The sequence below is a fragment of the Pseudomonas sp. MF6767 genome (assembly GCF_016405475.1).
Classification (GTDB): domain Bacteria; phylum Pseudomonadota; class Gammaproteobacteria; order Pseudomonadales; family Pseudomonadaceae; genus Aquipseudomonas; species Aquipseudomonas paracarnis.
Genome location: NZ_JAEKCY010000001.1, coordinates 668,254 through 694,843 on the forward strand (window position 1 = coordinate 668,254; position 26,590 = coordinate 694,843).

At 60.0% G+C, this 26,590-nt stretch carries 29 protein-coding genes; 22 read left to right on the forward strand and 7 right to left on the reverse strand.

Annotation, left to right across the window (positions count from 1 at the left end):
• Positions 1-70: 70 nt before the first annotated feature.
• Both JFT58_RS03040 and JFT58_RS03045 read left to right on the forward strand, forming a co-directional pair.
• Positions 71-286 (forward strand): dodecin, encoded by a 216-nt coding sequence (locus tag JFT58_RS03040; RefSeq protein WP_005783406.1) that lies wholly within the window; start codon positions 71-73, stop codon positions 284-286.
• Positions 287-402: 116 nt separating this feature from the next.
• A complete protein-coding gene (locus JFT58_RS03045) occupies positions 403-630 on the forward strand; it encodes a DUF1161 domain-containing protein (protein WP_054897252.1) in 228 nt (75 codons plus the stop codon).
• 137 nt (positions 631-767) lie between these two features.
• On the opposite strand, the gene JFT58_RS03050 is transcribed toward JFT58_RS03045, so the two are convergent.
• Positions 768-1,769 (reverse strand): LLM class flavin-dependent oxidoreductase, encoded by a 1,002-nt coding sequence (locus JFT58_RS03050; RefSeq protein ID WP_034129211.1) that lies wholly within the window; start codon positions 1,767-1,769, stop codon positions 768-770.
• A 217-nt stretch (positions 1,770-1,986) separates the two neighbouring features.
• Between JFT58_RS03050 and JFT58_RS03055 the strand changes: the two genes are divergently transcribed.
• Together JFT58_RS03055 and JFT58_RS03060 are read left to right on the forward strand one after the other, a co-directional pair.
• The gene (locus JFT58_RS03055) at positions 1,987-2,418 is read left to right on the forward strand and encodes an OsmC family protein (RefSeq protein WP_034129212.1); all 432 of its coding nucleotides are present in this window, start codon (positions 1,987-1,989) and stop codon (positions 2,416-2,418) included.
• 212 nt (positions 2,419-2,630) lie between these two features.
• Positions 2,631-2,870 carry a DUF1161 domain-containing protein gene (locus tag JFT58_RS03060; protein ID WP_003187312.1) on the forward strand — a complete coding sequence of 80 codons (240 nt, stop codon included), beginning with the start codon at positions 2,631-2,633 and terminating at the stop codon, positions 2,868-2,870.
• A 1-nt stretch (position 2,871) separates the two neighbouring features.
• Here JFT58_RS03060 and JFT58_RS03065 read toward each other — a convergent pair whose 3' ends face one another.
• Complete coding sequence (locus JFT58_RS03065; RefSeq protein ID WP_054897251.1) at positions 2,872-3,294, reverse strand: PA0061/PA0062 family lipoprotein; 423 nt, start codon at positions 3,292-3,294, stop codon at positions 2,872-2,874.
• Positions 3,295-3,404: 110 nt separating this feature from the next.
• Between JFT58_RS03065 and JFT58_RS03070 the strand changes: the two genes are divergently transcribed.
• Entirely contained in the window at positions 3,405-4,448 is a 1,044-nt protein-coding gene (locus JFT58_RS03070; RefSeq protein WP_054897250.1) for an aminopeptidase, read from the forward strand.
• Positions 4,449-4,543: 95 nt separating this feature from the next.
• Here JFT58_RS03070 and JFT58_RS03075 read toward each other — a convergent pair whose 3' ends face one another.
• Positions 4,544-5,203 (reverse strand): HAD family hydrolase, encoded by a 660-nt coding sequence (locus tag JFT58_RS03075; RefSeq protein ID WP_054897249.1) that lies wholly within the window; start codon positions 5,201-5,203, stop codon positions 4,544-4,546.
• Positions 5,200-5,742, reverse strand: coding sequence for a gamma carbonic anhydrase family protein (locus JFT58_RS03080; protein WP_054897248.1), 543 nt, complete (start codon positions 5,740-5,742; stop codon positions 5,200-5,202). The genes JFT58_RS03075 and JFT58_RS03080 overlap by 4 nt, the downstream gene beginning before the upstream one ends.
• Positions 5,743-5,843: 101 nt before the next feature.
• Here JFT58_RS03080 and prlC point away from each other — a divergent pair, with 101 nt between their 5' ends.
• Positions 5,844-7,895, forward strand: coding sequence for an oligopeptidase A (gene prlC / locus JFT58_RS03085; protein WP_054897247.1), 2,052 nt, complete (start codon positions 5,844-5,846; stop codon positions 7,893-7,895).
• Positions 7,892-8,167 (forward strand): YheV family putative zinc ribbon protein, encoded by a 276-nt coding sequence (locus JFT58_RS03090; RefSeq protein ID WP_020301415.1) that lies wholly within the window; start codon positions 7,892-7,894, stop codon positions 8,165-8,167. The genes prlC and JFT58_RS03090 overlap by 4 nt, the downstream gene beginning before the upstream one ends.
• Positions 8,168-8,275: 108 nt before the next feature.
• On the opposite strand, the gene JFT58_RS03095 is transcribed toward JFT58_RS03090, so the two are convergent.
• Complete coding sequence (locus tag JFT58_RS03095; protein ID WP_198834288.1) at positions 8,276-8,926, reverse strand: dual specificity protein phosphatase family protein; 651 nt, start codon at positions 8,924-8,926, stop codon at positions 8,276-8,278.
• 275 nt (positions 8,927-9,201) lie between these two features.
• Between JFT58_RS03095 and JFT58_RS03100 the strand changes: the two genes are divergently transcribed.
• The 6 genes from JFT58_RS03100 to JFT58_RS03125 all read left to right on the forward strand — a co-directional run bounded on the left by JFT58_RS03100 (position 9,202) and on the right by JFT58_RS03125 (position 16,780).
• Positions 9,202-9,954 carry a gluconate 2-dehydrogenase subunit 3 family protein gene (locus JFT58_RS03100; RefSeq protein ID WP_054897245.1) on the forward strand — a complete coding sequence of 251 codons (753 nt, stop codon included), beginning with the start codon at positions 9,202-9,204 and terminating at the stop codon, positions 9,952-9,954.
• Between the two features lie 2 nt (positions 9,955-9,956).
• The gene (locus JFT58_RS03105; protein ID WP_032894333.1) at positions 9,957-11,741 is read left to right on the forward strand and encodes a GMC family oxidoreductase; all 1,785 of its coding nucleotides are present in this window, start codon (positions 9,957-9,959) and stop codon (positions 11,739-11,741) included.
• Between the two features lie 12 nt (positions 11,742-11,753).
• Positions 11,754-13,052, forward strand: a complete 1,299-nt coding sequence (locus JFT58_RS03110; RefSeq protein WP_054897244.1) for a cytochrome c — start codon at positions 11,754-11,756, stop codon at positions 13,050-13,052.
• Between the two features lie 82 nt (positions 13,053-13,134).
• Positions 13,135-14,193 (forward strand): PA0069 family radical SAM protein, encoded by a 1,059-nt coding sequence (locus JFT58_RS03115; protein ID WP_054897243.1) that lies wholly within the window; start codon positions 13,135-13,137, stop codon positions 14,191-14,193.
• Between the two features lie 228 nt (positions 14,194-14,421).
• Positions 14,422-15,153, forward strand: coding sequence for a carbonic anhydrase (locus tag JFT58_RS03120; protein WP_003187331.1), 732 nt, complete (start codon positions 14,422-14,424; stop codon positions 15,151-15,153).
• 85 nt (positions 15,154-15,238) lie between these two features.
• On the forward strand, positions 15,239-16,780 hold the full coding sequence (locus JFT58_RS03125; RefSeq protein WP_034129222.1) for a SulP family inorganic anion transporter: 1,542 nt from the start codon (positions 15,239-15,241) through the stop codon (positions 16,778-16,780).
• A 168-nt stretch (positions 16,781-16,948) separates the two neighbouring features.
• Here the strand turns inward: JFT58_RS03125 and JFT58_RS03130 are convergent, their stop codons facing one another.
• Positions 16,949-17,596: a hypothetical protein gene (locus JFT58_RS03130; protein ID WP_003187334.1), complete on the reverse strand. Its 648-nt coding sequence runs from the start codon at positions 17,594-17,596 to the stop codon at positions 16,949-16,951.
• 369 nt (positions 17,597-17,965) lie between these two features.
• Between JFT58_RS03130 and coxB the strand changes: the two genes are divergently transcribed.
• The 4 genes from coxB (at position 17,966) to JFT58_RS03150 (ending at position 22,345) form a co-directional block, all read left to right on the forward strand.
• Positions 17,966-19,093, forward strand: coding sequence for a cytochrome c oxidase subunit II (gene coxB / locus JFT58_RS03135; protein WP_032894328.1), 1,128 nt, complete (start codon positions 17,966-17,968; stop codon positions 19,091-19,093).
• Positions 19,094-19,151: 58 nt separating this feature from the next.
• Positions 19,152-20,735 (forward strand): cytochrome c oxidase subunit I, encoded by a 1,584-nt coding sequence (gene ctaD, locus JFT58_RS03140; protein WP_003187339.1) that lies wholly within the window; start codon positions 19,152-19,154, stop codon positions 20,733-20,735.
• 135 nt (positions 20,736-20,870) lie between these two features.
• Positions 20,871-21,422, forward strand: a complete 552-nt coding sequence (locus JFT58_RS03145) for a cytochrome c oxidase assembly protein (RefSeq protein ID WP_054897242.1) — start codon at positions 20,871-20,873, stop codon at positions 21,420-21,422.
• A gap of 35 nt (positions 21,423-21,457) precedes the next feature.
• A complete protein-coding gene (locus JFT58_RS03150) occupies positions 21,458-22,345 on the forward strand; it encodes a cytochrome c oxidase subunit 3 (protein WP_003187344.1) in 888 nt (295 codons plus the stop codon).
• A gap of 6 nt (positions 22,346-22,351) precedes the next feature.
• Here JFT58_RS03150 and JFT58_RS03155 read toward each other — a convergent pair whose 3' ends face one another.
• Entirely contained in the window at positions 22,352-22,555 is a 204-nt protein-coding gene (locus JFT58_RS03155) for a twin transmembrane helix small protein (RefSeq protein ID WP_003187345.1), read from the reverse strand.
• Positions 22,556-22,586: 31 nt separating this feature from the next.
• Between JFT58_RS03155 and JFT58_RS03160 the strand changes: the two genes are divergently transcribed.
• Genes JFT58_RS03160 through JFT58_RS03180 form a run of 5 tightly spaced genes read left to right on the forward strand, consistent with a single transcriptional unit; the run spans position 22,587 to position 26,510 of the window.
• On the forward strand, positions 22,587-23,351 hold the full coding sequence (locus JFT58_RS03160) for an SURF1 family protein (RefSeq protein ID WP_054897241.1): 765 nt from the start codon (positions 22,587-22,589) through the stop codon (positions 23,349-23,351).
• Positions 23,317-23,901: a hypothetical protein gene (locus tag JFT58_RS03165; protein ID WP_054897240.1), complete on the forward strand. Its 585-nt coding sequence runs from the start codon at positions 23,317-23,319 to the stop codon at positions 23,899-23,901. Before JFT58_RS03160 ends, JFT58_RS03165 begins: the two co-directional genes overlap by 35 nt.
• Before the next feature lie 10 nt (positions 23,902-23,911).
• A complete protein-coding gene (locus JFT58_RS03170) occupies positions 23,912-24,991 on the forward strand; it encodes a COX15/CtaA family protein (protein ID WP_054897239.1) in 1,080 nt (359 codons plus the stop codon).
• On the forward strand, positions 24,979-25,878 hold the full coding sequence (gene cyoE / locus JFT58_RS03175) for a heme o synthase (protein ID WP_054897238.1): 900 nt from the start codon (positions 24,979-24,981) through the stop codon (positions 25,876-25,878). Before JFT58_RS03170 ends, cyoE begins: the two co-directional genes overlap by 13 nt.
• A complete protein-coding gene (locus tag JFT58_RS03180) occupies positions 25,875-26,510 on the forward strand; it encodes an SCO family protein (protein ID WP_054897237.1) in 636 nt (211 codons plus the stop codon). Before cyoE ends, JFT58_RS03180 begins: the two co-directional genes overlap by 4 nt.
• Positions 26,511-26,590: the final 80 nt, after the last annotated feature.

Sequence of the window (26,590 nt, forward strand, 5' to 3'; positions counted from 1 at the left end):
CCCAACGGTCGCCTGAAGCAGTACGCACATTCGCTGCTAGTCTTGATTGACGACCTAAAGGAGAAACGCCATGAGTGATCATCACACGTACAAGAAAGTCGAACTGGTTGGCTCTTCCACCACCAGCATCGAAGACGCGATCAACAATGCCCTGGCTGAAGCCAACAAAAGCATCAAGCATCTGGAGTGGTTTGAGGTGACCGAAACCCGTGGTCACATCAAAGATGGCAAGGCTGCGCACTTCCAGGTCACGCTCAAAGTGGGATTCCGCATTGCCAGTAGTTGATCGGCAGAGTTGAACTTTGCCCGCTGGCCGATTGCCATAACCTGCGCTACAAACAACGGGTGCCGACGCGATGAGCGTCGGCACGCTCTTTTTGATCAGCGCAAGGAAAGTAACGGATGAAGAAGTTTCTGTTAGCGGTAGGGTTGTTGAGCATTGCGGGTACCGCTATGGCGGCGGGCAAGCCTTGTGAAGAGCTGAAAAGCGAAATCGCAGCGAAAATCGACGCCAAGGGTGCTTCGGGGTATTCGCTGGAAGTGGTGGACAAAGGTGCTACGCCAAGTGACCAGAAAGTAGTTGGCACCTGCGAAGGTGGCACCAAGGAAATTGCCTACAAGCGCGGCTAACCTCGTGCTGTATAAGCGACGCACCTGTGGCGAGGGAGCTTGCTCCCGCTGGGCTGCGTAGCGGCCCCAAAAAAATGGGAGCGCTGCGCACTCCAGCGGGAGCAAGCTCCCTCGCCACAGGTATATCGTTTGACCATTCAGCCCTTCATTACTTGTGCAAGCAGCTCGTAGGAATGAATCCGGTCGGCGTGCTCATACAGGTCACTGGTAAAAATCAGCTCATCAGCACCGGTCTGCTCGATCAACACCTCCAACTTGCCGCGAATCTTCGCCGGGCTGCCCACCATGGCCAAGCCGAGGAAGCTACCGACCGCATCTTTTTCATGGGGCAACCACAGGCCGTCCATGGTTTTTACTGGAGGGCGCTGCACCAGGCTCTGGCCGCGCATCAAAGCGAGGATGCGCTGGTACACCGAGGTGGCCAGGTAATCGGCCTGCTCATCGGTGTCGGCCGCCACCAGCGGAATGCCGAGCATCACGTAGGGCTTGTCCAGTACGGCTGAAGGCTTGAAGTGATTGCGATACACGCGAATTGCCTCATGCATCAAGCGCGGTGCGAAATGGGAGGCGAAGGCGTAAGGCAAGCCACGCTCACCGGCCAATTGTGCGCTGAACAGGCTTGAACCCAGCAGCCACACCGGCACATTGGTGCCGGTGCCCGGTACCGCGATAACCCGTTGGTCGGGCGTACGCGGGCCGAGGTAGGCCATCAGCTCGGCCACATCTTCGGGGAAGTCATCGGCACTGCCGGAGCGTTCACGGCGCAGGGCGCGGGCGGTCATCTGGTCGGAACCGGGCGCGCGCCCCAGGCCCAGGTCAATACGACCGGGGTAGAGGCTTTCCAGCGTACCGAACTGCTCGGCGATCACCAGTGGCGCGTGGTTTGGCAACATCACCCCGCCAGACCCCACGCGAATGGTCGAGGTGCCGCCTGCCAGGTAACCGAGCAGTACCGAGGTGGCCGAACTGGCGATGCCGTCCATATTGTGGTGCTCAGCTACCCAGAAACGGTGGTAGCCGAACTTCTCCACATGCTGGGCCAGGTCCAGGGAATTGCGCAGCGACTGCGCCGGGCTGCCGTTGGCGCGTACGGGCACCAGGTCGAGGGTCGAGAACTTTACGTCGGACAGCGATTTCATAAGCCTGCTTCTCCAATGGGGGCGCAGGCTTTCTAGACGAACCAAAACCTGCCGCTTCATGTGCATGCTCTATGCAATGAGGGCATATACCCGAGATTCAATAGGTAGCTCTGAAATTTCCTACTAGATTGCTAGGTTTCTCTTACGAATGAACTTTGTTTTGACGTCTATCCTCAGAACCCTTACCGACGCAAAACCACCGTTCGAGGAGAAAGCTATGAGTATCGTTAAAAAGGCATCCGCGCATTGGGAAGGCGACCTGAAGACTGGCCTGGGCTCCATTTCCACGGAAACCGGCGTGCTGCGCGAAGCGCCCTACGGCTTCAAGGCCCGCTTCGAGGGCGGCAAGGGTACCAACCCTGAAGAATTGATCGGCGCGGCTCACGCCGGCTGTTTCTCCATGGCGTTTTCCATGATTCTCGGCGACGCCGGGCTCAAGGCTGAAAGCATCGACACCCAGGCCGAAGTGACTCTGGACCAGGTTGAGGGCGGCTTTGCGATTACAGCAGTGCACCTGATCCTGAAGGCCAAAATCCCAGGCGCGAGCCAGGCACAGTTCGATGAACTGAGCAAAAAAGCCAAGGAAGGGTGCCCGGTCTCCAAGGTACTGAATGCAACCATCACCTTGGATGCCACGCTGGTCAACTGACACAGCAGTCATCTTATGTGGGAGCGGGCTTGCTCGCGAATGCGGTGGATCAGCCGATATCTTCGGTGACTGATACTGCGTATTCGCGAGCAAGCCCGCTCTCACATTTTTGGTGCTGCGTTAAATTAGAACTCGTGTTTGCAAAATGTGGTCGAATAGCCCATGCAGCCTAGGCGCACACTCGTGCGCAGCGCATTCAGGGAGCTCCACACATGAAACGTTTTGCCTTGGCAATCATCTGCGGTGTATTGGCCACTTCGGCCGTGGCCGCGCCAAAAGATTGTGAAGAGCTCAGGAAAGAAATCGAAGTGAAGATCCAGGCCAAGGCGATTCCGTCCTACACCCTGGAAATCATCACCGCCGAAGAAGCCAAGAACCATGACGAAGCCATGATTGTCGGCTCATGCGAAAACGGCACCAAGCGCATCATCTATCAAAAGAACAACGACTGACTCAGATGCAGTTCACGCTGCGCTCTTCGGCCAATAGTTGGCGGGTTGAGTCGTACAGCCGGATGTTGGGCGTGAACGCCAGTGAGCGCCCTTCCAGCACATAGCGCTGGCCGGCCTGAAAGTGGTCGTACTGCAGCGTCATGAAGCAGGTGCGATACATCATCTGGCTGAGGCCACCCAGGCCGCCGCCAGCGGGCACTTCAAAGTCAAAGCGCACCATCAGCTCGTGAGGGCCGGGAGGCATTTGAAAAAAGCGCCCGTCGTCGAGGTTTTTCCCGTCCAGGCGCTGAGCCATTACCAACTTGGAACCCGGGGTGGGCGTGGTGAAATCGACCCAGGCCTGCTGCGGGTCCACGGGGGGCATGGGGGTCGAGGCGCAAGCGCTGAGGAATACAGCGGCGACGGGAAGCAAGAGCGGGCGCATGGCAAGTACTCAACACGAGAAGAGGCTTGAGTATAAACACGCCACGCCGTGGAAAAATCCCCTGCAAGCGCGATAGTCTGGCGAACCCATCACCCAGGAGCAGTCAGTGCATGATCAGGCGTTTTCTTCCAGGACTGATGGTTTTGCTGCTCAGCGGCTGCTCCAGTGTCAGTTATTACAGCCAGTTGGCGAGTGGCCAGTGGCACCTGTTGCGGGCCCGGGAGCCGGTTGCCGAGGTCATCGCCGACCCTGCTCGCCCGCCACTGCTGCGCGAGCATTTGGCTCAATCGCAGAAAGCTCGAACCTTTGCCAGTGAACACCTGCATCTGCCGGACAATCAAAGTTACCGGCTCTATGCCGATATCGGCCGACCCTATGTGGTCTGGAATGTCTTCGCCACGCAGGAATTTTCTCTGTCACCCCAGAACCATTGCTTTCCCATCGCCGGTTGCGTCGCCTATCGCGGCTACTACAACCAAGGTGCGGCCCGGGGCGAGGCGGCGCTGTTGCGGCAACGGGGCATGGATGTGTCGATCGGCGGCGTGGAGGCCTATTCCACCCTGGGCTGGTTCAACGACCCGATCATGAGTTCGATGATGAGCTGGGGCGATGAGCGCCTCGCCACGCTGATCTTCCATGAGCTGGCCCACCAGCGTTTCTACGTGAAGGATGACACCGAGTTCAACGAGTCCTATGCCAGTTTTGTCGAGCAGGAGGGCACGCGCCAATGGCGTGCGGCGCGGGGCTTGGCGCCTGTCAGCGATGCGGCGTTGAAGCAACGCGATCAATTTATCCGGCTGATTCTCGATGCCCGCAAACGTCTGGAGGCGTTGTACGCGCAGCCGTTGGCAGCGGACGCGATGCGCCGGGCCAAAGCGGCGCAATTCGAGCAGTTGCGCAGTGAATACCGGCACCTGCGTGATAGCCAATGGGGTGGAGACAAGCGTTATGACGCCTGGATTAACCAGCCGATGAATAACGCGCGGCTTTTGCCGTTTGGGTTGTATGACCAATGGGTGCCGGCGTTTGCGGCGTTGTTTGCGCGGGAAGGCGGGGATTGGGTTAGGTTTTATGCGGCGGTGGAGCGGTTGGGTGGGTTGCCGGTGGAGCAGCGTAAAGCGGCGTTGAGGCAGTTGGAGAAGGTTGGCCGTTAGGGCCTCTTCGCAGGCAAGCCAGCTCCCACAGTTGACCGATTTTCAACATGAGCATGCGGTCAACTGTGGGAGCTGGCTTGCCTGCGAAAGCGGTCTCAAGGACGCTGCAAAAACGCCTGATGCATCTGGTCCAACGTCTCGAAATGCCAGGTCGGTGCCTCGGCACTCAGCTCTTCAAAACTACCAAACCCATACCCCACGGCGGCCGAATCCAGCCCATTACTGCGTGCGCCGATCAGGTCATGCTTGCGATCACCGATCATCAAGGTGGTGGCCGGGTCCAGCCGTTCCTCACGCATCAAATGCGCGATCAACTCGACCTTGTTGGTACGCGTGCCGTCCAGTTCGCTGCCGTAGATCACCTTGAAGTACTTGGCAAAGTCGAAATGCCGCGCAATCTCGCGGGCAAATTCCCACGGTTTGGAGGTGGCTACGTACAGCTGGCGCCCTTGGCTGTTCAGTTCTTCCAATAACGGCATGACGCCGTCGAACACGCGGTTTTCGTACAGGCCGGTGACCTTGAAGCGCTCACGGTAGAAATTCACCGCCTCCCATGCCTTGGCCTCGTCGAAGGCGTAAAACTGCATGAACGCCTGCAGCAAGGGCGGGCCGATGAAGTGTTCGAGTTTGGTCAGGTCGGGCTCATCAATGCCCAGTTCGGCCAGGGCGTACTGGATCGAACGGGTAATGCCCTCCCGTGGGTCGGTGAGGGTGCCGTCCAGGTCGAACAGGACGGTGGGGTGATGCAGGGTCATTGATCGAATCCTTCAGCCAGGTGCAGGTCTTTGAGCTTCACGTAGTTCGCAGCGCTGTAGGTGAAAAAGGCGCGTTCTTTGTCAGTCAATGCGCGAACCTGTTTGACCGGGCTGCCCACATACAAAAAACCACTGTCGAGTTTCTTGCCTGGCGGCACCAGGCTTCCGGCGCCGATGATCACGTCGTCTTCGACCACGGCGCCATCCATCACGATACTGCCCATGCCGATCAGGACGCGGTTACCCACGGTGCAGCCATGCAGCATGACTTTGTGGGCGATGGTCACATCGTCGCCGATCAGCAACGGGTAACCCTGCGGATTGAACGGCCCGGCATGGGTAATGTGCAGCACGCAGCCGTCTTGCACGCTGGTGCGCGCACCGATGCGGATGCGGTGCATATCGCCGCGAATCACCGTCAGCGGCCAAACCGAGCTGTCAGTGCCGATTTCGACATCGCCGATCACCACCGCCGAAATATCGACAAACGCCCCGGCGCCGAGGGTTGGCGTGTGGTTCTGATAGGTGCGAAGGGTCACGATAGCCTCTCTCTCTTCTGCTGATAGCTGCGGTGGGTGTTGATTGTAATTAAGATGGCCCCATCTTTGTTCTACATGTTTCTTCAGCCAAGGTGCCCACCGTGAGCGCGAACAACCCTCTTTTGCAGTCCTACGACCTGCCGCCGTTCTCGGCGATCCGTGCCGAGCACGTGCAGCCGGCCATCGAACAGATCCTCGCCGACAACCGCGTGGCAATCGCAGAGATCCTGCAAAGCCAGGGTAAAAATCCGACGTGGGCAGGCCTGGTCCTGGCCATGGATGAACTCAATGATCGCCTTGGCGCGGCCTGGAGCCCGGTCAGCCACCTCAATGCCGTGTGCAACAGCGCCGAACTGCGCGAAGCCTACGAGGCGTGCCTGCCGGCATTGAGCGCCTACTCCACCGAAATGGGCCAGAACCGTGAGCTGTTCCAGGCCTTCGAAGCCCTGGCCAACAGCCCGGAAGCTGCCGGTTTCGATGTGGCGCAAAAAACCATTCTGGAACACTCCCTGCGTGACTTCCGCCTGTCGGGTATTGATTTGCCGCCGGAGCAGCAAAAACGCTACGCCGAGGTGCAGAGCAAGCTGTCCGAATTGGGCAGCAAATTCTCCAACCAGTTGCTGGACGCCACCCAGGCCTGGACCAAGCACGTCACTGATGAGGCGACACTTGCCGGCCTGACCGATTCGGCCAAGGCGCAAATGGCTGCCGCCGCCCAGGCCAAGGGCCTCGACGGCTGGCTGATCACGTTGGAATTCCCCAGCTACTACGCCGTCATGACCTACGCCCAGGACCGCGCCCTGCGTGAAGAGGTTTATGCCGCCTACTGCACCCGTGCGTCGGACCAGGGCCCGAATGCCGGTCAGAACGATAACGGCCCGGTGATGGAGCAGATCCTCGACCTGCGTCAGGAACTGGCCCAATTGTTGGGTTATGCGTCGTTCTCCGAGCTGAGCCTGGCCACCAAGATGGCCGAATCCAGCGACCAGGTGCTGAGCTTCCTGCGCGACCTGGCCAAGCGCAGCAAGCCGTTCGCCGCCCAGGACCTGCAGCAACTCAAGGCCTACGCCGCCGAGCAAGGCTGCGCTGATCTGCAGAGCTGGGACAGCGGTTTCTACGGCGAAAAACTGCGTGAGCAGCGCTACAGCGTGTCCCAGGAAGCGCTGCGCGCCTACTTCCCCATCGACAAAGTGCTGGGCGGCCTGTTTGCCATTGTGCAGCGCCTGTACGGCATCGAGATCGCTGAGCTTAAAGGCTTCGACACCTGGCACCCGGATGTGCGCTTATTCGAGATCAAGGAGAACGGCGAGCACGTCGGACGCTTCTTCTTCGACCTGTATGCCCGCGCCAACAAGCGTGGCGGTGCCTGGATGGATGGTGCCCGTGACCGCCGCCGTACCCTTGATGGCGTGCTGCAAAGCCCCGTGGCCAACCTGGTGTGCAACTTCACCCCGGCCGACAGTGGCAAGCCTGCACTGCTGACCCACGATGAAGTCACCACCCTGTTCCACGAATTCGGCCACGGCCTGCATCACCTGCTCACCCGCGTGGAGCACGCCGGCGTATCCGGTATCAACGGTGTGGCGTGGGACGCGGTGGAACTGCCGAGCCAATTCATGGAGAACTGGTGCTGGGAGCCTGAAGGCCTGGCGCTGATCTCCGGCCACTACGAAACCGGCGAGCCCCTGCCCCAGGACCTGCTGGAAAAAATGCTCGCGGCGAAAAACTTCCAGTCCGGCCTGATGATGGTGCGTCAGCTGGAGTTCTCGCTGTTCGACTTTGAACTGCACGCCACCCATGGCGATGGTCGCAGCGTGGCCCAGGTACTTGAAGGCGTGCGCGATGAAGTCTCGGTCATGCGCCCACCGGCCTACAACCGCTTCCCCAACAGCTTCGCTCACATCTTCGCCGGCGGTTATGCGGCGGGTTACTACAGCTACAAATGGGCGGAAGTGCTGTCGGCGGACGCGTTCTCCAAGTTTGAGGAAGACGGCGTGCTCAACGCCCAGACCGGGCGTGCCTTCCGTGAAGCCATCCTGGCCCGTGGCGGCTCCCAGGCGCCGATGGTGCTGTTCGTCGATTTCCGCGGACGCGCGCCGTCGATTGACGCACTCTTGCGCCACAGCGGCTTGAGTGAGGACGCGGCAGCATGAGTGAAGGGCCTGTGATTACCAAAAAGCAATTTATCGCCGGGGCGGTCTGCCCGGCGTGCAGCGAGCCGGACAAGTTGAAGATGTGGACCGAAGACAGCGTGCCGCACCGCGAATGCGTGGCCTGCGGGTATACCGATACGCTGAATGATCAAGGCCTGTCGGTGCCCAAGGAATTGGGCACTAGGGTCAATACCACCGCGTTGAAAGCGCCGGCCGATCCTAAGGTGCAGGCAGTGCAGTTCTTCCCGAACCCGAAGCTGAAAAAAGACTAAGCCGGCACTCACTGTAGGAGCGAGCTTGCTCGCGAAGAACTCAACAGCGCGGCGTTTATCCAGGAAAACGCGCGTTATTGTTAACGTTCTTCGCGAGCAAGCTCGCTCCTACAATTTTTTTTCTTCCTTACCCGTTGTGGTGATCCAGCCTTTCATTGAGCACAACGCAAAGGCGCTGGTGCTGCAATCCCCATTCGCCAAAGCTGTGCGCAACTTGTCGACATCGGCTTTCATCATGTAGCGAACGCCATCCTTGAAACCATTGCTGCTGCCAAAGCCGCCCAAGGTCATTTCGTTCAGCGCGTCCTCCTTGCTCCACCCTTGAACCACCACCCGATACATCGCTGCCATCAGGCCGGTGCGGTCGGCGCCGTGCTTGCAATGCATCAACACAGGGCCATCGGCCTCTGCTGCCTGAATCGCTCTGATTGCCGCCAGCACGTCGGCATCGTCGACGTGGTTGGTTCGATAGCTCAACTGCACCTGTTTGATATCAGAGGACTGGAGCCACTGCGTATCAGATTCTGGCAAGAAGTTGATGACCGTAACGATCTTGAGTTTTTGCAATAACGGCAGCGCATGTCCATCCGGCAATGCGCTGCGATAGAGCGTGGGTGTCATCTGGTGCAGGTTGTATTGGTTACCCACCGGCTGGGCCCACTCCGGCGAGCGGATCGACGCAGTCTCATCGGCTTGTACGGTGCTGAACAGGCTCGTGAGCGCCAGGCCGAGAACGAGGAGTAAGCGTGTGTTGAACATGAACGTTGTGACCGAGCTAGGAAGTGGCTGATGGGCCGCAGATTCACTCAAAGCGGGTCAATACGGCGTGAGGTCCGTGTCAAAGAATCGTGATGCCTGGGATCTGATCCGGTGTTTTTGTCACCGAATCGACGCCTCTGAATTCTTAGCCTGCTATCATTTGTAACTAATGTTTGCCATTGTGCTGTGTCTGCTTGGATCCAATTAGCGGCAAAGCCTTCACGCTGCTCCCAGAAGCGGCGGATAAACCCGTGACCACATGATGAGGTGTACCTATGTCTGATCAAGATCAAGACAACCCCCGGCGTGACTTTTTACGCAAATCCTTGACCTTGATCCCGGTGGTCACGGTTGCCAGCACCGGCCTTGGCGGTTCGATGTTAATGGCCACTCCGGAACCGGCCCAGGCCGAGCCGGCCAAACCCGCGGTCAGCGACAAAGCCTACGAGCCAAGTTATTTCACGGCCGAGGAATGGGCGTTTATCAACGCCGCCGTCGAGCGCTTGATTCCCGCTGACGCCCAAGGCCCAGGTGCCTTGGAAGCTGGCGCGCCGGAATACATCGACCGCCAGATGAACACCCCTTACGCCAGTGGCGCCCTGTGGTTCATGCAAGGCCCGTTCAACGCTGATGCGGCGCCGGAGATGGGCTGGCAAAGCAAATTGGTACCCAAGGAGATCTATCGCCTCGGCATTGCTTGTACGGATGCGTGGTCGAAAGCGTTCAACGGTAAGGCTTTTGCTGCGCAAGACAGCGCTACCCGAGACGATATGCTGCGACGCCTGGAGGCTGGCGGCAGTGAAGTCGCTGCGCACTTCGACGCGGTGCCGCCCAAGATGTTCTTCAACCTTTTGCTGCAAAACACCAAGGAAGGCTTCTTCTGCGACCCTATCCACGGCGGTAATAAAGGCATGGTCGGCTGGACCATGATCGGCTTTCCCGGCGCCCGCGCCGATTTCATGGATTGGGTGGAACGCAACGAGCAATACCCCTTCCCGGCTGTTTCCATTCGCGGCGAGAGGGCGTAAACGTGGCGACCATCATGAAGAAAGTGGATGCAGTGATTGTGGGCTTCGGCTGGACGGGCGCGATCATGGCCAAAGAGCTGACAGAAGCGGGCCTCAACGTGGTAGCGCTGGAGCGCGGCCCGATGCAGGACACTTATCCAGACGGCAACTATCCCCAGGTCATCGACGAATTGACCTACAGCGTGCGTAAGAAGCTGTTCCAGGACATCTCCAAAGAAACGGTGACCATTCGCCACAGCGTGAATGACGTCGCCCTGCCCAATCGTCAGTTGGGCGCGTTCTTGCCGGGCAATGGCGTTGGTGGTGCGGGGCTGCACTGGTCGGGCGTGCATTTTCGAGTTGATCCAATTGAGCTGCGCATGCGCAGCCATTACGAAGAGCGCTACGGGAAGAACTTCATTCCCAAGGACATGACCATCCAGGACTTCGGCGTCAGCTACGAAGAGCTGGAGCCGTTTTTCGACTATGCGGAAAAAGTCTTTGGCACCTCCGGCCAAGCCTGGACGGTCAAGGGCCAACTGGTCGGTGAAGGCCGTGGCGGCAACCCCTACGCGCCGGATCGCTCCAACCCGTTCCCGCTGGAGGCGCAGAAAAATACCGTCTCCGCCCAGCTGTTTCAGAAAGCGGCGACCGACGTAGGTTACAAACCTTACAACCTGCCTTCGGCCAATACGTCGGGGCCGTACACCAACCCCTACGGTGCGCAGATGGGCCCGTGCAACTTCTGCGGGTTTTGCAGTGGCTACGTGTGCTACATGTACTCCAAGGCTTCGCCGAACGTGAACATCCTGCCGGCCTTGCGCCAGGTGCCCAACTTCGAGCTGCGGCCCAATTCCCACGTGCTCAAGGTCAACCTCGACAGCACCAAGAAGAAAGCCACCGGCGTGACCTACATCGACGCCCAGGGCCGCGAATGTGAACAACCGGCCGACCTGGTGATTCTTGGCGCATTCCAGTTCCATAACGTGCGCCTGATGCTGCTGTCGGGCATCGGCAAGCCCTACGACCCGATTACCAACGAGGGTGTGGTAGGCCGCAACTTCGCCTACCAGAACATGGGCACCATCAAGGCGTTCTTCGACAAGGACACCCACACCAACAACTTTATCGGCGCGGGCGGCAATGGCGTGGCCATCGACGACTTCAACGCCGACAACTTTGACCATGGCCCCCATGGCTTTGTGGGGGGGTCGCCGATGTGGGTCAACCAGGCGGGCAGCCGGCCGATTGCCGGTACGTCCAACCCGCCGGGCACGCCGGCGTGGGGCAGTGCCTGGAAGCGCGCCACCGCCGATTACTACACCCATCAAGTCTCAATGGATTCCCACGGTGCCCATCAGTCCTACCGGAGCAACTACCTGGATCTGGACCCGGTTTACCGCGATGCCTACGGCCTGCCGCTGCTGCGCATGACCTTCGACTGGCAAGAAAACGACATCAAGATGAACCGCTTCATGATGGAAAAAATGGGCAAAGTGGCCCAGGCCATGAACCCCAAGGCCATCGCCGTGCTGGGTAAAAAGGTCGGTGAGCATTTCAATACCGCCTCCTACCAGACCACCCACCTCAACGGTGGCGCGATCATGGGCACCGACCCGAAAACCAGTGCGTTGAACCGCTACTTGCAGAGCTGGGATGTGCACAACGTCTTTGTCCCTGGTGCTTCCGCTTTCCCACAAGGCTTGGGCTACAACCCTACCGGCCTGGTGGCAGCGTTGACCTATTGGTCGGCACGAGCGATTCGCGAGCAGTACCTCAAAAACCCCGGCCCGCTGGTTCAGGCATAAGGAGCGATGACCATGAAAGCACTCGTTATCGCCTCCCTGGCGCTGTTCAGCAGCTGCTCGATCAGCGCCGCCGAAACCGATCTGATCAAGCAGGGTGAATACCTGGCGCGCGCCGGCGACTGCGTCGCCTGCCACACCGCCAAGGGTGGAAAGCCCTTCGCTGGCGGCCTGCCGATGGAAACGCCCATTGGCGTGATCTACTCCACCAACATCACCCCGGACAAGACCGGTCTGGGCGACTACAGCTTCGAGGATTTCGACAAGGCCGTGCGCCATGGCGTCGCCAAGAACGGTAGTACGCTTTACCCGGCGATGCCCTACCCGTCTTATGCACGTGTCAGCGACAGCGATATGCAAGCGCTGTATGCGTACTTTATGAAGGGGGTCGAACCGGTTGCCCAGGAAAACAAGGACAGCGATATTCCCTGGCCCTTGAGCATGCGCTGGCCGTTGGCGGCCTGGCGCTGGATGTTTGCCCCGGCAGTCGAGGCGCAGCAGCCGCAAGCCGCTGCCGACCCGGTGATCGATCGCGGTGCCTACCTGGTGGAAGGTCTCGGACATTGCGGCGCCTGCCATACGCCGCGTGCCCTGACCATGCAGGAAAAAGCCCTGAGTGCCACGGACGGCAGCGCCTTCCTCTCTGGCAGTGCGCCGTTGGAAGGCTGGATTGCCAAAAGCCTGCGCGGCGACCACAAGGACGGCCTCGGCAGCTGGAGCGAAGAGCAGCTGGTGCAGTTCCTAAAGACCGGTCGCAGTGACCGCAGTGCGGTGTTCGGCGGTATGAGCGATGTTGTCGTCCATAGCATGCAGTACATGTCGGAAGATGACCTGACCGCTATCGCGCGATACCTCAAGAGCCTGCCGGCAGTCGATCCGAAGGACCAGCCGCACCAGTACGACAAGCAGGTAGCCGAAGCGCTCTGGAAAGGTGATGACAGCAAGCCGGGCGCCTCGGTGTATATCGACAACTGCGCGGCCTGCCACCGTACCGACGGCCATGGCTATACGCGGGTATTCCCGGCGCTGGCTGGCAACCCGGTGTTGCAGACGGCAGATGCCACGTCGTTGATCAACATTGTGTTGAACGGCGGCACCTTGCCGGCCACCCATGCGGCGCCATCAACCTTCACTATGCCGGCGTTCGCCTGGCGTCTGTCGGACCAGGAAGTGGCGGATGTGGTCAGTTTTATCCGTGGCAGCTGGGGCAACCAGGGCGCGCCGGTCAAGGCGAGCGATGTGGCGGACCTGCGCAAAAACGATCTGCACACCACCTCGGGCGATGACCTGGGGCAGGTGACGCAAAAGCACTGATAAGTTCGCTGGCCGCCCAACGGCACTGGTCAGAAACCTCGCGCCTCGATACTGTATATAAAAACAGTATCGAGGCGTTTTCATGTCTACTGCGCTGCCGCCCCGTGGCCGGGGTACGGCCACCAATCTGCATAATCGCTTTGCACCCACCGTCAGCGTGACCGAGGACGACGGTTGGTACCAGGAAGTGCCGCCGACCCAAGGCACCGAAGTGCGTATCGAAACGGCCAAGACCATCATCACCCGCAACAACTCGCCGGACTTGCCGTTTGATCGGTCGATCAACCCGTATCGTGGTTGTGAACATGGTTGCATCTACTGCTATGCGCGGCCCAGCCATGCCTATTGGGACATGTCGCCCGGGCTGGACTTTGAAACCAGATTGATTGCCAAGAGCAACGCGGCCGATGTGCTGGAACAGCAGCTGTCCAAGCCGGGCTACGTGTGTGCGCCGATCAACCTGGGTTCCAATACCGATCCGTACCAGCCAATCGAGCGCGAATACCGGATCACCCGGCAAACCCTTGAAGTACTGCTGCGCTACCGCCACCCAGTGACGATCATCACCAAGGGCTCGCTGATCCTGCGCGACCTCGACCTGCTGACCGAGTTGGCCCGCCAGCGGCTGGTGGCGGTGATGATCAGCCTCACCAGCCTGGACGACGAGCTCAAGCGCATCCTGGAACCGCGCACGGCGGCCCCCAAGGCACGGCTGCGGGCGATTCGGGTAATGCGTGACGCAGGCATCCCGGTGGGCGTGCTTTGTTCGCCAATGATCCCGATGATCAACGACAGCGAGCTGGAGAGCCTGCTTACCGAAGCTCACGCGGCCGGCGCACAAAGCGCGGCGTATATGATGCTGCGCCTGCCGTTGGAGGTGGCGCCGTTGTTCGAGGAGTGGCTGGCGGCCCATTACCCCCAGCGAGCAACCCATGTGATGAGCCTGGTGCGTCAAGTACGCGGGGGTGAGGTGTATGACAGCCGGTTTGGCGTGCGTATGCGCGGTGAAGGGCCGTTTGCCGATTTGCTGGCGCAGCGTTTCAGCAAGGCGATCAAGCGTCTGGGGCTGAATCGGCGGGAAGGGTTCAACCTTGATTGCACGGCGTTTTGCCCACCGGGCAGGCAGATGGCTTTGTTGTAGACTGAGGGAGAGACGTGCACCTTTGCTGTAGGAATAGTCGCGTTTTGACATCACTGAAACCCGCGTTCTAGAGCGGTTCATTCAGTTTGAGTTAAGTTTCGACGTTTACCTTGTTCAGCGAGTGACTGATGAGTCGGCAGCCTGGCCGGTGCTTGTTTTACAACTATTTCACCGCCATGGCGTCGAACTGACCTGAACCCTCCCCTGCATTGATCAAGAGGATGAATCATGAGTGACAAGGATAAACAGCCGTTGGCTGCGTCGGCTTCAGCCCCTCAGGTGGCGGAATCCGCCGATGCAGCGCTGCAGCATATCGTTGACGGCTTTTTGCATTTCCATCACGACGTCTTCCCCCAGCAGGAAGAACTCTTCAAGAAACTCGCCACCGCCCAGAGCCCACGGGCGATGTTCATCACCTGCGCCGACTCGCGCATCGTGCCCGAGCTGATCACCCAGAGCTCCCCAGGCGACCTGTTCGTGACCCGTAACGTCGGTAACGTGGTGCCGCCCTACGGCCAGATGAACGGCGGTGTTTCCACGGCTATCGAATACGCTGTGCTCGCCCTTGGCGTACAGCACATCATCGTGTGCGGGCATTCGGACTGCGGCGCCATGCGTGCCGTGCTCAACCCCGACAGTCTGGAAAAGATGCCGACGGTCAAGGCCTGGTTGCGTCACGCCGAGGTCGCCAAGACCATGGTCCATGACAACTGCGACTGCGCCAACGAAGGCGAGAGCATGGCGGTGCTGACCGAAGAAAACGTCATCGCCCAACTGCAACATTTGCGTACCCACCCTTCCGTGGCTTCGCGCATGGCCAATGGTCATTTGTTTATCCATGGTTGGATCTACAACATCGAGACCAGCGAAATTCGGGCCTACGATGCGGACAAAGCGGCGTTCCGACCGCTGAACGGCACCGAGCCGATCCCTTCAGCGACGCCTAAAGCGCGCTTCTAAAACACTTCCCTGCCGGGTAATGCGGTGGCTGCCATGGATGCAGCCAGGCTTTACCGCGCCCGGCGAATGCCTCGGGAGAGTCATCATGCGTGCTGCTCAATTGAAAGCTGTATTGCCACGGGAGCTGCTCGCCTCGGTGGTTGTTTTTCTGGTCGCCTTGCCACTGTGCATGGGCATCGCGATTGCGTCCGGCATGCCGCCGGCCAAGGGCCTGATCACTGGCATCATCGGCGGCCTGGTGGTGGGCTGGTTGGCCGGCTCGCCGCTGCAAGTCAGCGGCCCGGCGGCGGGTCTGGCGGTGCTGGTGTTCGAGCTGGTGCGCCAGCACGGCATGCTGATGCTGGGGCCGATCCTGTTGCTGGCCGGCTTCCTGCAATTGGTTGCCGGGCGTTTGCGCCTGGGCTGCTGGTTTCGCGTCACCGCGCCGGCGGTGGTCTACGGCATGTTGGCCGGGATTGGCGTGTTGATCGTGCTGTCGCAGGTTCATGTGATGCTCGACGGCGCGCCCAAGCCTTCAGGGCTGGATAACCTCGCAGGATTCCCGGCAGCGCTGGCTGCAGCAATTCCTACCTTCGGCGGCGGGCTCGGCTGGCAGGCTGGCGTACTTGGTTTGTCGACGATGTTGGTGATGTACCTGTGGGACAAATTCCGTCCGCAACAACTGCGGTTTGTGCCTGGCGCGTTGCTTGGCGTGGGCCTGGCGACTGTTGCCAGCCTGGTGCTGGCGTTGCAGGTCAAGCGCGTGGAAGTCCCGGAAAACCTTGCGGACGCTATCGACTGGCTGCGCCCCAGCGACTTGCTGAACCTGGCGGATCCACAGTTGCTGATCGCGGCATTCGCCGTGGCGTTTATTGCCAGTGCCGAAACCCTGCTGTCTGCTGCAGCAGTGGACCGCATGCACAGTGGTCAACGTTCGGATTTCGATAAGGAATTGTCGGCCCAAGGGGTGGGCAACATGCTCTGCGGTCTGGTTGGCGCTTTGCCCATGACCGGCGTGATCGTGCGCAGCTCGGCTAACGTCCAGGCCGGGGCAACCACGCGTCTGTCGGCGATGTTCCATGGCCTGTGGCTGCTGGGTTTCGTGCTCTTGCTGTCGAGCGTGCTGCAGAGCATTCCGGTCGCGAGCCTGGCGGGTGTGCTGGTGTACACCGGCATCAAGTTGGTAGACATCAAGGCGTTCAAGGCGCTGGGCCGCTATGGGCGGATGCCGATGTTCACCTATGCGGCCACGGCACTGGCAATCATCTTCACCGATTTGCTGACCGGTGTGCTGGTGGGGTTTGGGCTTACATTGGTGAAGCTGGCGTTCAAGGCGTCGCGCCTGAAAGTCAGTCTGATCGACCTGCCCCAGGAAGGTGAGATGGAGCTGCGTTTGACGGGGGCGGCGACCTTTCTGAAGGTGCCGGCGTTGACTCAAGTGTTGTCGGCGGTACCTGCGGGGACCACCCTGCATGTGCCGTTGAGCAACTTGAGTTACATCGACCACTCTTGCCTGGAGTTGCTGGAAGAATGGGGCCGGGCCAATGCGGCCAAGGGCTCGACGTTGGTGATCGAGGCTCGCGGTTTGAAGCGTCGGCTGGAAGGTCGGGTGAGAACGACAGTGGGGATCGGCTCAGCGCCTGCCTGAACACCCCCCCAAACTCTGGGTGTCACTGTTCTTTGTAGGAGCGAGCTTGCTCGCGAGAAACGCTAACGATAACGCGTGCTTGCTGAATAAACGCGGCGTCTGTGAGTTTTTCGCGAGCAAGCTCGCTCCTACAAAAAGCTTGTCCAGCTCCCCTGTTGGATCTGCGATTTATGCCGGCTGATCCAGCGACAGCTCAACCCCAAGCTGGCGCGACAGGCATGGCCAGCGCTTCCAGGACGCTTCGGTCTGCGGGCTCTTGAGCTGTTCGCGATAGGCCTCGACCGATTCCAGCGCAAAGCTTTCCTCGTTAAGCATCTCATCCACCGCCAGGTGCACGGCTTCATCCAATTGGTTGGCGAAGTCTTCACCGATCAGTTGATGGGCGATCACGTTGGCCACGGTGGTATCCGCTGGAATCAGCGGCTGGCCAAAATGCTTGATATACAGATCGTTCACTTCTTCGACCAGGCGATGCGCCAGGTAGGCCTCATCCAGCAGGCCATCAAGGCCGTCGTGTCCGGCCAGAATCGCTGGCGGCTGCAGGAAAAAATGTTCAGCGATTTTCAGTACCGGTTTGATCTGGCTTTCAATCCCGGCCTCACGGGCCACGTCATTGGCGGCGTCGAGCAAATCAGGAACCAGATCGATGTAAGCGGTCACAAAACGGGTCATGACCATATTGCGATCACCGTCAGCCAAGGCGATGGACGAATGCAGGTGCGGCACTTGTTTCTTCAGCTGGCTGACGAGCTGGCCGGTGCTGGCTTCGTGTTGATGGGCACGGGAAATCTGCTCGCGCAATGCGGCGGTGTTCATGAAGGCTCCAGTGAAGCAGGCGTAGGAAAAGGGAGAAGATAAGGTAGTTCGTTTATACGAGCGCCTAAGACGCATTTGTCATAATTATTTCATGGTTATAGGCAGGGGTTATATCGAAATGCCATCGTTCGTCGGATAAACGATTCCGCCGCCCATTTTACGGGCTCCGTCTGTCTGTTTCTATTGATTTGCCCCCACACATTGCGGGGTTGCTACGGCTGTCTATACTCGGTTTTGTACGCAATTAGCTGATGACGCCCAACTGCATGACGCAGGCAAGGCTTGGCGGTTGTAAGCAGTATGGAAGCCGCTCCCTTCGCCGCAGGTGCAAACCGGCGGGATAACAAGAAACATAAAGGGGAACCCGCAATGACGCGACATCCACACGTTTGGATGGGCCTCCTGTTGTGGTCGGTATTCGGCCAGGCGCACGCCGCCTGGACTACGAATATGGCGCCAGGGGCTACTGAAGTCAGCCACGCTGTGTTTGACCTGCACATGACCATTTTCTGGATCTGTGTGGTGATCGGCATCGTCGTGTTTGGCGCGATGTTCTGGTCGATGATCCTGCACCGCCGGTCTACGGGCCAGGTAGCGGCGAAGTTCCACGAAAGTACCACCGTGGAAATCCTCTGGACCGTGGTGCCCTTGCTGATCCTGGTGGCCATGGCCATTCCGGCCACCAAGACCCTGATCAACATCTACGACAGCAGTGAGTCGGATATCGATATCCAGGTCACCGGCTATCAGTGGAAGTGGCACTACAAATACCTGGGCCAGGATGTGGAGTTCTTCAGCAACCTGGCCACACCCGCCGAGCAGATCCATAACCAGGCCACCAAGGGCGAGCACTACCTGTTGGAAGTCGACCAGCCGCTGGTATTGCCGGTGGGCGCCAAGGTGCGCTTTCTGGTGACCGCCGCCGATGTGATCCACTCCTGGTGGGTGCCGGCCTTTGCGGTCAAGCGCGATGCTATCCCTGGCTTCGTCAACGAAGCCTGGACCCGCGTCGAGAAGCCCGGCATCTACCGTGGTCAGTGCGCCGAACTGTGTGGCAAGGACCATGGCTTCATGCCCATCGTGGTGGAGGTCAAGTCCAAGGCCGACTACGACACCTGGCTGGGCGAGCGCAAGGAGGAGGCCGCTAAGCTCAAGGAGTTGACCTCCAAGGAGTGGACGCTGGACGAACTGGTGGCGCGTGGCGACAAGGTCTATCACACCACTTGCGTGGCCTGTCACCAGGCTGAGGGCCAAGGCTTGCCACCGATGTTCCCGGCGCTCAAGGGTTCGAAAATCGCCACCGGGCCGGCCAAAGACCATCTGAGCATCGTGTATCACGGCAAGCCCGGCACCGCGATGGCAGCTTTCGGCAAGCAGCTCTCGGAAGTGGATATCGCCGCTGTGGTGACCTATGAGCGTAACGCCTGGGGCAATAACAAAGGCGACATGGTCACGCCCAAAGACGTGCTGGCTCTGAAACAGGCGGAAAGCAAATGACGACTTTCATTGCCAATGCCCTGAATCGTCCCGCTCACTCGCTTGCAGGAGAACGGCCATGAGCACCGTGATCGACCATGGTCATGCCGACCACGCACACGGCCCCGCCAAGGGCCTGATGCGCTGGGTGCTGACCACCAACCACAAAGACATCGGCACCATGTACCTGTGGTTCGCCTTCACCATGTTCCTGCTCGGCGGCTCGTTCGCCATGGTGATCCGCGCCGAGTTGTTCCAGCCGGGCCTGCAGATCGTGCAGCCGGCGTTCTTCAACCAGATGACCACCATGCACGGCCTGATCATGGTATTCGGCGCGGTGATGCCGGCGTTTGTCGGCCTGGCCAATTGGATGATCCCGTTGATGATCGGCGCGCCGGACATGGCCCTGCCGCGCATGAACAATTTCAGCTTCTGGCTGCTGCCGGCGGCGTTCCTGCTGCTGGTGTCCACCTTGTTCACGCCCGGCGGCGGGCCGAATTTCGGTTGGACCTTCTACGCCCCGCTCTCGACCACCTATGCCCCGGAAAGCGTGACGTTCTTTATCTTTGCCATCCACCTGATGGGCATCAGTTCGATCATGGGCGCGATCAACGTGGTCGCCACCATCCTTAACCTGCGTGCGCCGGGCATGACCCTGATGAAAATGCCGCTGTTCGTGTGGACCTGGCTGATCACCGCGTTCCTGCTGATCGCGGTGATGCCGGTACTGGCGGGCTGCGTGACCATGATGCTGATGGATATCCACTTCGGCACCAGCTTCTTCAGCGCGGCCGGTGGTGGCGATCCCGTGCTGTTCCAGCATGTGTTCTGGTTCTTCGGGCATCCCGAGGTGTACATCATGATCCTGCCGGCCTTTGGCGCGGTCAGCTCGATCATCCCCACCTTCTCGCGCAAGCCGCTGTTCGGCTACACCTCGATGGTCTACGCCACCGCGAGCATCGCGTTCCTGTCGTTCATCGTGTGGGCGCACCACATGTTTGTGGTGGGCATTCCGCTGGTGGGTGAGCTGTTCTTCATGTACGCCACCTTGCTGATCGCCGTGCCTACGGGCGTGAAGGTGTTCAACTGGGTCAGCACCATGTGGCAAGGCTCACTGACGTTCGAGACGCCGATGTTGTTTGCGGTGGCCTTTGTGATCCTGTTCACCATCGGCGGCTTCTCCGGGCTGATGCTGGCGATTGCCCCGGCGGACTTCCAGTACCACGACACCTACTTTGTGGTGGCGCATTTCCATTACGTACTGGTGCCCGGCGCGATCTTCGGGATCTTCGCTTCGGCCTACTACTGGCTGCCTAAATGGACCGGCCACATGTACGACGAAACCTTGGGCAAGCTGCACTTCTGGTTGTCTTTCGTGGGCATGAACATGGCGTTCTTCCCCATGCACTTTGTGGGGCTGGCCGGTATGCCGCGCCGAGTGCCGGACTACAACCTGCAGTTCGCTGACTTCAATATGGTCTCGTCCATTGGTGCCTTCATGTTCGGCGCCACGCAGATCTTCTTCCTGTTCATTGTCATCAAGTGCATCCGTGGCGGCCCGCCTGCGCCGGCCAAACCGTGGGATGGCGCCGAAGGCCTGGAGTGGAGCGTGCCCTCGCCGGCGCCGTATCACACCTTCACCACGCCGCCGGAGGTCAAATGAAGCCCTCCCTATACTCCCCCTGTGGGAGCGGGCTTGCCCGCGATGGCGGTAGGTCAGGCACTGAATCTACCAGCCCTCAGGCCCTCATCGCAGGCAAGCCAGCTCCCACAGAAAGTCCAAAGCCAGGTGGGCGCCATGGCTGAGTCCGTACCGCTCAAGCGCCTGGTCACCCGCCTGCTGATCCTGGTGCTGGCAATGTTCGCCTTCGGCTTCGCCCTCGTGCCGATCTACGACGTGATGTGCAAGGCGTTCGGCATCAACGGCAAGACCGCCGGGCAGTACGAGGGTGAGCAAATGGTTGACCCCTCGCGCCAAGTGCGGGTGCAGTTTCTGTCCACCAACGCCATCGACATGGTCTGGGAATTTCACTCCAAGGCCGATGAGATTGTGGTCAACCCCGGAGCAGTCAACGAGATGCTGTTCGTGGCCTACAACCCCACTGATAAGCCGATGACCGCCCAGGCGATACCCAGTATTTCCCCGGCCGAAGCGGCGATGTACTTCCACAAGACCGAATGCTTTTGCTTCACCCAGCAAGTGTTGCAGCCCGGTGAGCGCATTGAGATGCCCGTACGTTTCATCGTCGACCGAGCGATGCCCACGGATGTGAAGCATTTGACCCTGGCGTACACGCTGTTCGATATCACTGCGCGCCAGCCGCCCGTGGCCGTCAGGACCGGGGGCTAGCTACTGTTTGCCCCCTCAATCAGGAGAGCGAATACATGTCGACTCATGATACGTACTACGTACCAGCGCAAAGCAAATGGCCAATAATTGCCACGATTGGCCTGCTGGTCACCGTGTATGGCCTGGCCGTGTGGTTCAACGACTTGAAGGCCGCGCGCCCTGAATCCCACGGGCCGTGGATCTTTTTCGTCGGCGGTTTGCTGCTGGCCTACATGCTGTTTGGCTGGTTTGGCGCGGTGATCAAGGAAAGTCGTGCTGGGCTGTACAGCGCCCAGATGGACCGCTCGTTCCGCTGGGGCATGACCTGGTTCATCTTTTCGGAGGTGATGTTCTTCATCGCCTTTTTTGGTGCGCTGTTCTACGTGCGCGTCTGGGCTGGGCCTTGGTTGGCGGGCGAAGGGCCCAAGGGCATTGCCCATATGCTGTGGCCGAACTTTGAGTTTGCCTGGCCCCTGCTGAACAACCCCGACCCCAAGCTCTACCCTGCGCCCAAAGGCACCATCAGCCCCTGGGGCCTACCATTGGTCAATACCATCCTGCTGGTGAGTTCCAGCGTGACCATCACCATTGCCCACCATGCCCTGCGCAAAGGCCATCGTGGTGCACTGAAACTCTGGCTGGCGATCACCGTGCTGCTGGGCTTGGCGTTTCTTGGATTCCAGGCCGAGGAATACATCCACGCCTACAAAGAGTTGGGCCTAACCCTGGGTTCAGGCGTGTACGGCGCGACGTTCTTCATGCTCACGGGCTTTCACGGCGCCCACGTGACCATCGGCACCATCATTCTGTTTGTGATGCTGATGCGCATCCTGCGCGGGCATTTCAATGCCGAGCACCAGTTCGGTTTCGAGGCGGCCAGTTGGTATTGGCACTTTGTGGACGTGGTGTGGATCGGGCTGTTTTTCTTTGTCTATGTGCTGTGACGCCGCTTACCACGGCGCATGAGAGACCAATTGGCCGCTGAAAAAGCCCCAGGCGATCAAGCCCACGGTGATCACGGCCAGCGTGACACGCACGGTCAAGGCAGTGACGAGGCGGTTGGAGTTGCCCTCGTCCTTGACCAGGAAGAACAAGCCACTGAACAGGCTCACGACGGTCGCGATCAGCATCAGGGCAATGGCGGCTTTGAGCATGGTCTGGCTCCGGGCTAATTGGGGAGGGGCGATGAGATCGAGTATAGCCAGTGCCATGCAACGCTTTCGTCCGGGCATCGCGCCGACGCTGGTGGTACTGGTGTTGCTGCCATTGATGGTGGGCCTGGGGTTTTGGCAATTGTCCCGCGGGCACGAAAAGCAACTGTTGGTAGACCGTTATGCCGAGCGCCGCGCCGCCGAGCCGGTCAGCAGTGCGCAGCTCAATGACATGGCTGATCCAGCCTTCCGTCGTGTTCACCTTCGCGGGCAACTGGATGGTGAACACAGCGTATTGCTGGATAACCGCATGCGTGACGGCAAGGCCGGTGTCGAGTTGCTGCAACCTTTTCATGACCAGGCCAGCGGCCTGTGGCTGTTGCTCAATCGCGGCTGGCTGCCCTGGCCGGACCGGCGTATCGCGCCCGCCTTTACTACTCCTGAACAGACGCTGAACCTCGACGCCTGGGTGTACGTCGCCCCCGGCGAGACCTTCCAACTGCATGCCGACCCGGCCAGCACGCAATGGCCGCGCCTGCTTACCGCACTGCACCCCGCCGCGCTGTGGGACGAACTGGGGCGCAGCGGTTTTGACTATGAACTGCGTGCCGAAGCGGGCCCCGGTACCTACGAAACCACCTGGCCCGTCGTCGCCATGGGCCCGGAAAAACACCTGGCCTACGCTGTGCAATGGTTCGCCATGGCCATGGCGTTGCTGGCGCTTTACCTCTACCTCGGATGGCATAACAAAAAGGAGAAGCCCCATGGGAGCGGCCATGAATCCACCCAGCACATCTGACACGCCTGATCGGCGCAAGGGGCGCTGGCAGCTGATTTTGATCTTGATGATGGTGATCGGCCCGATGGCGCTGGCCACCTTCATGTACAAATTGCAGTTCTGGGTGCCGGACAGCCGCAGCTATCACGGCGAACTGATCGGCAACGGCCAGACCCGCGCCGACATTGGCGTGCAGGCCGATGAACAGCGCTGGCAACTGCTGGTCACCGCCCCCGCCGCCTGTGCCGCTGATTGCCAGCAACTGGTGTACCTGGCGCGCCAGCTGCAGATCAGCCTTGGCCGTGATGCATCCCGTGCCAGCCATGCCCTGGCGGGTGCGCAACCGTTGAGCGGCGAATACGAGGCCAAGCTCAAAGCCGAATATCCACAGCTGCAGCGCTACCCGCTGGATGTGTCGTCCTTTACCAGGAACGCTGCCGCGCCCGGCGATGCGCAACTGTGGATCGTCGACCCCCACGGCAATTTGGTGCTGCGCTACGACGCCAAGGTCAAGGGCAAGGACTTGCTCAACGATCTGCGCTTGCTGCTGAAACTGTCGAACATCGGATAAGGGCACCCTCATGGCCAAGCCTGGATTTCGCCTCGCGCTGTTTGCCACGTTACTGGCGTTGTTTGTCGTGCTGCTCGGTGCCTATACCCGCCTGACCCACGCCGGCCTCGGCTGTCCGGACTGGCCGGGCTGCTATGGCTTTATCAGCGTGCCGCAAAGCGAAGCCCAACTGGCCCATGCCGAGTTGCACTTTCCCGACACGCCGGTGGAGGCCGACAAAGGCTGGGCCGAGATGACCCATCGCTACTTCGCGGGCAGCCTGGGCCTGTTGATCGCGCTGCTGGCGGCGCGTTCGTGGCGTCATCGACGTGATCCGGGCCAGCCCGTGAAGCTTCCGCTGTTCCTGCTGGCGGTGGTGTTCGCCCAAGCGGCGTTTGGCATGTGGACCGTGACCTTGAAGCTCTGGCCGCAAGTGGTCACAGGGCACCTTTTGGGCGGCTTTGCGACCTTGAGCCTGCTGTTTCTGCTGACCCTGCGGCTGTCCGGCGTACTACCGGCGCTGGTCGTGCCCAAGCGCCTGCAATATTGGGCGACGGCGGGCCTGGTGCTGGTGATCGGGCAGATCGCCCTGGGCGGCTGGGTCAGTTCCAACTACGCGGCGGTGGCCTGTATCGATTTGCCCACCTGTCATGGCCAATGGTGGCCGACGGCAGACTTCGCCAATGGTTTTCACCTGACCCAGCACATCGGCCCCAATTACCTGGGCGGGCAGCTCGACAGCGAGGCGCGCACTGCTATCCACCTGACGCATCGCATCGGCGCCGTGCTGGTCACGCTCGTGCTGCTCGGTTTGGCCTGGCAACTGCGAGCAGTAGGGATGACGCGCCTGGCCGGCCTGCTGTTGATCGCCCTGGCTGCGCAGATCTGCCTGGGGGTGAGCAATGTGGCGTTCGGCTTGCCCCTGCCGGTGGCGGTCGCACACAACGCCGGCGGGGCAGCGTTGTTGTTGACGCTGGTGCTGGTCAATTATCACGCGCGCACCAGCCTGGTTCGGGTGCGTCACCCGCGCCTGTTCGGCTGGCGTTTTATCCCGCGCAAACAGGTGTCGGGCCTTATCACCCTTAAAGGAGAGCTGCCATGGCGACCGTGATCGGCGCACGTCGCGACCGGGCGATCTGGCGTGACTATTTGGAGCTGACCAAGCCCAAAGTAGTGGTGCTGATGCTGATTACTTCGCTGGTGGGCATGTTCCTTGCCACCCGCGCCGGGGTGCCCTGGACAGTGCTGGTGTTCGGCAACCTCGGCATTGCCCTGTGTGCCGGCGGCGCGGCGGCGGTGAACCATGTGGTCGATCGACGGATTGATGCCGTGATGGCGCGCACTCACAAGCGGCCGATGGCTGAGGGGCGTGTCTCGCCGATGGCGGCGTTAGCGTTTGCGTTGTTCCTGAGTATTGCAGGATTGGCCCTGCTGCTGGCGTTCACCAACCCGCTGGCGGCCTGGCTGACCTTGGCTTCGCTGCTGGGTTATGCGGTGATCTATACCGGCTTTCTCAAGCGAGCAACGCCGCAGAATATCGTCATCGGCGGTCTGGCCGGTGCGGCGCCGCCGCTGTTGGGTTGGGTGGCTGTTACTGGGCATGTGAGTGCCGAACCCTTGCTGCTGGTGCTGATCATCTTCGCCTGGACTCCGCCACATTTCTGGGCCCTGGCCATTCACCGCAAAGAGGAATACGCCAAGGCCGACATCCCGATGCTGCCGGTCACCCATGGCGAACACTACACCAAGGTGCATATCCTGCTGTACACCTTCGCCCTGCTGGCGGTGAGCCTGATGCCCTACGTTATCCACATGAGCGGGCTGCTCTACCTGGGCTGTGCGCTGGTATTGGGTGCGCGCTTTCTGCAATGGGCTTGGGTGTTGTACCGTGGCAGCCAGCCGCACGCGGCGATCAACACGTTCAAGTACTCTATCTGGTACTTGCTGCTGCTGTTTATCGCCCTGCTCGTAGACCACTACTTATTGTTGAACCTATGACTCGAACTCAAAAAACCGTCTTCATCCTCGTGGCCCTGGTGGCGTTGATCATGGGCCTGACCGTCAACAAAGTGCTCTCGGGCAAAGGCCAGGGCGATCCCACTGCGCTGATCGACGCTGGCATCATTCTGCTGCCGCAAAGCCGCCAGTTGCCAACGGTGACCATGACCGACCAGGAAGGCCAGCCGGTGGTGGTCAATGAGTTGAAGGGCAAGTGGAGCCTGCTGTTTTTCGGTTACACCTTCTGCCCGGATATCTGCCCGACCACCCTCGCCCAGCTTCGCCAGATCAAGAGTGAGCTGCCCAAAGAGGCTGTGGACAAGTTGCAGGTGATCCTGGTCAGCGTCGATCCACACCGCGATACCCCGGCGCAGCTCAAGCAGTACCTGGGTTACTTCGACCCACAGTTCCAAGGCCTGACTGGCGCTAACGTGGAGGATGTGCAGAAGGTCTCGAATGCGGTGAGCATTCCCTTCATTCCGGCGGATACCAGCAAGCCGAACTATACAGTCGACCACAGCGGTAACCTGGCACTGATCGGCCCGGATGGTACTCAGCGTGGGTTTATTCGTGCGCCGTTGAACAACCAGAAACTGGTGGCGCAGTTGCCGGGGTTGCTACAGCGCAAGTGAGCACCTGATGATCGTTCCCACGCTCTGCGTGGGAATGCAGTTAGGGACGCTCTGCGTCCCCAAGCGTGACGCAGAGCGTC